The organism is Streptomyces sp. NPDC054956 (genome assembly GCF_053609185.1).
The window spans coordinates 1-5,736 of sequence record NZ_JBSGXB010000410.1; the positions used below are offsets into that span (position 1 = coordinate 1).

General features: G+C 70.9%; 6 protein-coding genes. 4 read left to right on the plus strand and 2 right to left on the minus strand.

Features of this window, described 5'->3' with window-relative positions; genetic code table 11:
- Nucleotides 1-156: 156 nt before the first annotated feature.
- Nucleotides 157-1,287, minus strand: a complete 1,131-nt coding sequence (locus ACWGDE_RS35365) for an NADH:flavin oxidoreductase (protein WP_453393165.1) — start codon at nt 1,285-1,287, stop codon at nt 157-159.
- A gap of 222 nt (nt 1,288-1,509) precedes the next feature.
- Here ACWGDE_RS35365 and ACWGDE_RS35370 point away from each other — a divergent pair, with 222 nt between their 5' ends.
- Entirely contained in the window at nt 1,510-2,001 is a 492-nt protein-coding gene (locus ACWGDE_RS35370) for a MarR family winged helix-turn-helix transcriptional regulator (protein ID WP_453393170.1), read from the plus strand.
- Nucleotides 2,002-2,066: 65 nt separating this feature from the next.
- Here ACWGDE_RS35370 and ACWGDE_RS35375 read toward each other — a convergent pair whose 3' ends face one another.
- Complete coding sequence (locus ACWGDE_RS35375; protein WP_453393166.1) at nt 2,067-2,660, minus strand: hypothetical protein; 594 nt, start codon at nt 2,658-2,660, stop codon at nt 2,067-2,069.
- A 702-nt stretch (nt 2,661-3,362) separates the two neighbouring features.
- Here ACWGDE_RS35375 and ACWGDE_RS35380 point away from each other — a divergent pair.
- From ACWGDE_RS35380 to ACWGDE_RS35390, 3 genes are all read left to right on the plus strand, one after another.
- A complete protein-coding gene (locus tag ACWGDE_RS35380) occupies nt 3,363-4,478 on the plus strand; it encodes an ABC transporter substrate-binding protein (RefSeq protein ID WP_453393167.1) in 1,116 nt (371 codons plus the stop codon).
- 156 nt (nt 4,479-4,634) lie between these two features.
- Nucleotides 4,635-5,078: a VOC family protein gene (locus ACWGDE_RS35385; RefSeq protein ID WP_453393168.1), complete on the plus strand. Its 444-nt coding sequence runs from the start codon at nt 4,635-4,637 to the stop codon at nt 5,076-5,078.
- Nucleotides 5,079-5,253: 175 nt separating this feature from the next.
- Nucleotides 5,254-5,694 carry a hypothetical protein gene (locus tag ACWGDE_RS35390; protein ID WP_453393169.1) on the plus strand — a complete coding sequence of 147 codons (441 nt, stop codon included), beginning with the start codon at nt 5,254-5,256 and terminating at the stop codon, nt 5,692-5,694.
- Nucleotides 5,695-5,736 lie beyond the last annotated feature (42 nt).

Here is a 5,736-nt window from a genome sequence, read left to right on the forward strand (position 1 = left end):
CACCCGTTGATCGCCCTCCCGCGCAACAGGGTGGCGCTGGACCTGGGACCGGTGGGCCACCGCCCCGCCAGGTGGGAGGACCGACGTGGCGGGGCGTTTCCGGGAGCGGCCGTCCGGGCGGCTGCGGGCCGCCGGCCACCAGCTATCAGCCGTTGGCTACCGGCTGAGCGACCTGAGGGCCGCCGCGTCGTACGGCTTCAGCTCGTCGAAGCGGTTGCCGAGGACCTTCGCCGCCCACTGCGGGTCCTGGAGCAGCGCCCGGCCGACGGCGACCATGTCGAACTCGTCGCGCTCCATGCGGTCCAGGAGGTTGTCGATGTCGCCGAGCGCGGCACCCTCTCCGGCGAAGGCACGGAGGAAGTCGCCGTCGAGACCGACCGAGCCGACGGTGATGGTCGGCAGACCGGTGAGCTTCTTGGTCCAGCCCGCCAGGTTCAGGTCCGAGCCCTCGAACTCGGGGAGCCAGTAGCGCCGGGTGGAGGCGTGGAACGCGTCGACGCCCGCCGCCGCCAGCGGGGCCAGGATCGCCTCCAGTTCCTCCGGGGTCTGCGCGAGCCGCCCGTCGTAGGCCTCCTGCTTCCACTGCGAGTAGCGGAAGATCACCGGGAACTCGGCCGAGACGCGCTCGCGGACCGCGGCCACGACCTCCGCGGCGAACTTCGTACGGGCCACCGCGCTGCCGCCGTAGGCGTCGGTGCGGCGGTTGGTCCGCTCCCACAGGAACTGGTCGAGCAGGTAGCCGTGGGCGCCGTGCAGTTCCACGCCGTCGAAGCCGATCCGCTCGGCATCCGCGGCGGCGTCGGCGAACGCCCCGATGACGTCGTCGAGGTCGGCGCGGGTCATCGCCTTGCCGGTCCCCTCGGTACCGTCGACGCGGATGCCGGAAGGGCCGACGGCGGGCGCGTCCGGGTACGGGTCCTCGCCCTGCTTGCGCACCATGCCTATGTGCCACAGCTGCGGCACGATCGTGCCGCCCGCCTCGTGCACGGCCGCGGCGACCTTCGCCCACCCCGCCAGCTGCTCCTCGCCGTGGAACCGCGGCACCCGGTCGCTCTGCCCGGCGGACTCGTGACCGACGTAGGTGCCCTCGGTGACGATCAGGCCCACACCCGCGGCGGCCCGGCTGGCGTAGTACGCCAGCACGTCCTCGCCGGGCACGCCGCCGGGGGAGAACATGCGCGTCATCGGCGCCATCGCGATGCGGTTGGGGACGGTCAGGCCGTTCAGCCGGACGGGCCGGGACAGGATCTCGGCCGCGCGGGAGGCGGTGGACGTGGTGAGGGTCATGCGGGTCCTCCGGGTTGAGGCTGTGGCTCGTCGGGGTGACAACGAGGAGTGCAGGATACACACGCTATGTATCATGCATATTGCAGTGTCCGGCCGCCGTGGGGTGCCGCCCGCGGGCCGAGCAGTGCGGGGGGCCCAGGGTCCCCGGGTTCACAGGTCCGCGATAATGGAGCGCCGGAAGGGGCTGGAGGCGAAGTGCTGGAGAAACTGGAGCGGGAGCTGATGCTGCTCTCGCGGCACCAGGTGCTTGCCCGGCGCGAGCGCGACCCCGAACGCCTGGAACGGTCGGCGTACCTGCTGCTCAGCCGGATCGACACGCAAGGCCCCATGTCCATCGGGCAGTTGGCGGAGGCATTCGGTCTCGACACCTCGACCGTGAACCGCCAGACGGCCGCACTGCTGCGCTGCGGACTGGCCGAGCGCGTCGCGGACCCGGACGGCGGCATGGCCCGCAAGCTGCGCATCACCGTCGAAGGCGGGCGCCGGCTCGCCGGAGACCGGGAGGTCAACCAGTCCTGCCTGGCCCGAGTGGTCGCCGACTGGTCCCCGGAGGAGGTGCGGGAGCTGGAGGACGTCCTGGTCCGGCTGAACCGCAGCGCCGAGGCGCTCGAGGGACGGTACTGGCCGCGCGCGGAAGAGGGCGACGACACCGGCGTCGCATGCCGGCTGCCGGTCCCGCCGACCTCGCAGGACTCGGCGACTCCCGACCCGTAGGAGCGCCCGCGTCCCGCCCCGCACCGCGCAAACGCCCGGGCTCCGGGCCCTTCCTCCCCCTGCGCTCAGTCGAGGAAGTGGAGCTCGGGCCGGGTCCAGAGGGTGAGGTCGCTGCTGGTGGCGACCGCCAGGGTACGGCCGGAGGGGGAGAAGCCTGCCGCGCGGAGTTCCGAGTACCGGGAGTGGAAGACGTGCCACCACGTCCCTCCCGCGGGGCCTTGGTGTGCCCCGCCGTCGACGGACAGGATGACGCGGTCGAGCGGCCACTCGGGGTTGACCACGTCCAGGGTCCAGCCGTCCGGTGTCGTGCTGTGCAGGCCGCCGCCGAACAGTCCGGCAATGCGCACCGGGACGCCCGCCACAGGGCCGAGCCCGGGGCAGGTGAGCTCCGGGTGGGCGTCGGGGGTGCTCGTTTCGGGGTCGGGATCGCGGTCTCGGGCGATCCGCTCGCCGGTCACCGCGTCGAAGAGTCCATGACCTGCGCTGGACACGACCATGACGAGGTCGTGACCGCTGTCGGGATGAACGGCGAACCCGATGCCGAGCAGCCCCCCGATGGGGGTTCTGTCGTCCAGCACTTGCTGCCACGGCTCCGGAGCCGGCATGACGTCGGCGGCGATGTAGCGCTCGCGCAGCTTCTGCTGGTACTCGCTGATCAAGTCGTCTCCTCGGTGCGATCCGCGTCGAGGGTCTCTCACGCGGCGACCTGCGTCGACCGGAATTTCCGGCGGGCCATCCCGACGATGTCAGGCCCGGACCGGTGCGTGATCCCCTGGGTCGACAGTCAACTGCTCTCTCGCATCGCGGGCTTCAGGTGTCCACCATGCGATCAACCTCTTTGGACGGGTGTCGCGGTCTGCCAAGATGCCTACCAACCAGGTAGGGAAACTAGGGAATTCGGGGGGTGGCCGTGCCAACACCGCGCCACTCGTACCGGATGCCGCCTCTGACCTCTCGTCGACACATCGACCTGGGCCACACCTCCAGCGCCATCTGTCAGCCTGCCTGACATCGCCCGGGCCTGGACCTGGCCCGCGCGTTGGGTGCCGTAAGGGCACTGCGCAGGCTCGCTCCGTAGGCGGGCCGAACCCCCTCGGCCCGCCTCGACGCCGCATGCCTTCGAACGTGCGCGTACGGGCCGGGACTCCACCCCTGGGCATCCGGCCCCGGGCCTTCGGGTCCCGGGCATCCGGTCCCCGGGCATCCGGTCCCCGGGCATCCGCCACAGCCCTGTTCCTCAGCCTGCGACCACGCTCCCGCCGCCGACGACGGGGGGAGCGGATGCCGCGCGTGCCGATGTCTTCCTGCCACCCGTCCCCCTCCGCGCTTCCCTGAACGCCATCCCGCGAAAGGACACCTCCGTGTCTGCCGCAAGACCGCTCAACCCCCTGCGCGCCATCGCCGTCACAGCGGCCCTTCCGCTGCTGCTCACCGCGTGCGGCAACGGCTCCGGGGCCAAGGAGATCGCCGCTCCCCTGAAGGCGGACGTCGCGGCCGACGCCGGCAAGCCGCTGTCGGCTTCCGAGGTCCGCATCGGCTACTTCCCGAACCTGACCCACGCCACCGCGCTCGTCGGTATCCAGGAGGGGCTGATCCAGAAGGAACTCGGCGCCACCACGATCAAGCCGCAGACCTTCAACGCGGGCCCGTCCGAGATCGATGCCCTCAACAGTGGCGCTCTCGACATCGGGTTCATCGGCCCCTCGCCCACGGTCAACGGCTACGCCAAGTCCAAGGGCTCGAACCTGCGGATCATCTCCGGGGCCGCTTCGGGCGGCGTCAAGCTGGTCGTGAACCCGGACAGGATCAAGACCCTGGACGACGTCAAGGGCAAGAGGATCGCCACCCCGCAGAAGGGCAACACGCAGGACGTCGCGTTCCTCCACTGGATCGCCACCAAGGGCTGGACGGTCGACCCGGAGTCCGGCAAGGGCGATGTCACCGTCGTGCGCACGGACAACAAGGTCACCCCGGACGCCTTCAAGCAGGGCACGATCGACGGCGCCTGGGTGCCGGAGCCGACGGCCTCCAAGCTCGTCTCCGACGGCGGCGCGGTCCTCCTCGACGAGGGCTTCCTGTGGCCGCAGAACAAGTTCGTGATCACGAACATCATCGTGTCGCAGAGGTTCCTCAAGGATCACCCGGACGTCGTCGAGGCGGTACTGCGCGGCACGGTGAGGACGAACGCGTGGATCCACGCCAACCAGGACAAGGCCAAGGTCTCCGCCAACGCCGCGCTGAAGGCCCTGAACGGCAAGGAAGTCGAACCGGGCGTCATCCACCCGGCGTGGCCGAGCATCCTCGTCACCGACGACCCGTTGGCGAGCACCCTCAAGACCGAGACCGACTGGGCGGTCAAGGCCAAGTTCATCGAGCAGCCCGACCTGAACGGCATCTACGACCTCAGGCTCCTCAACAAGGTACTCAAGGCGGCCGGCAAGCCCGCGGTCTCCGACGCCGGCCTCGGAGCCAAGTAACCCCTTGGCACCCGTCGCCGGCTTCCGTCCCGCAGGCCGGCCGGCAGCGGGTCTCCGGAACTCGGCCCGTTCACGGGTGTCGAATACGGGACGCCAGGTCCGTCCTGGGTATACCGGTGGACTCAAGGGGCCGCGCGACGCAGAGGGAGTACCGCCATGACGCTTCAGCGGATGGACAACGTCGGCATCGTCGTCGAAGACCTGGACGCCGCCGTCGCCTTCTTCACCGAACTGGGCATGGAGGTCGAGGGCAAGGCGCAGATCGAGGGCCTCTTCGCGGACCAGGCCGTCGGACTCGAAGGGGTCCGCAGCGACATCGCGATGCTGCGGACCCCGGACGGCCACGGCAGGCTGGAGCTCGCGCAGTACCGTAACCCGGCGGCGATCGGCGCCGACGGATCCCACAACCCGCCGCCGAACACGCTGGGCCTGCACCGCGTCATGTTCGCCGTCGACGACATCGACGACACCATCGCCCGGCTCCGCCTCCACGGCGCCGAGCTGATCGGCGAGGTGGCGCAGTACGAGGATTTCTACCGCCTCTGCTACCTCCGCGGTCCCTCGGGCATCCTCCTCGCCCTGGCCGAACAGATCAGCTGACGCCCCTCCTGCCCGCAGTTGCCGCGGCGGGCGGGACCGGAACCCGGCCCGGTCCGCGCCACGCCCGCGTCCTTGCATCCTGGTCGGCCGGGGGGCGCCGGGCTATCGGCCGGCGGCGGGACGTTGCCGGGCCCTGGTGCGCGGGTGCTGGGGCCGGGCAGGCTAGGTTGCGGGGATGAGTCTCCTTGATGATGTGGCCGAACGTGACGGCTGGCGGTGCTGGGTCTGTGACGAGCCGGTCGACCCCGACGAGTCGGTGAACGACCCGCGGGGGCCCAGCGTCGACAGCCGGACCACCGACCGGAAGGCCAAGGTCGCCGAGCGGCTCGCGCACCGCGGGTGCAACACCCGCAAGGGCGCGGTCAAGGTGGTCATCGCCTGGCCGGAGAGCCTGTACGTGGTCGAACCCGCGCCGCTGATCACCGTTGCCGAGAGGCTGGAGCGCAAGGGAGGCCGCGAGATGGTGGGCCGCTGTCCGACCAAGAAGGACGCCCAGGCGGCAGCGGATTGGCTGGTGGACCGGTTCTCCCGCCTGGTACCGGGACTGCCCGTGACCGCCGCCGTCGAGCCGGGCGGCGGCCAGTTCCTCGTCATCCTGTCCACCGGCCGCCGCTGATCGGGGATCACCCGCGGCCACTGGAAGTTGATCGGGCCGTAC

Bases quoted from the DNA above. Each gene is read 5' to 3' on its own strand.
- ACWGDE_RS35365 (WP_453393165.1), bottom strand. From the start codon at position 1,287: ATGACCCTCACCACGTCCACCGCCTCCCGCGCGGCCGAGATCCTGTCC.
- ACWGDE_RS35370 (WP_453393170.1), top strand. From the start codon at position 1,510: ATGCTGCTCTCGCGGCACCAGGTGCTTGCCCGGCGCGAGCGCGACCCC.
- ACWGDE_RS35385 (WP_453393168.1), top strand. From the start codon at position 4,635: ATGACGCTTCAGCGGATGGACAACGTCGGCATCGTCGTCGAAGACCTG.
- ACWGDE_RS35390 (WP_453393169.1), top strand. From the start codon at position 5,254: ATGAGTCTCCTTGATGATGTGGCCGAACGTGACGGCTGGCGGTGCTGG.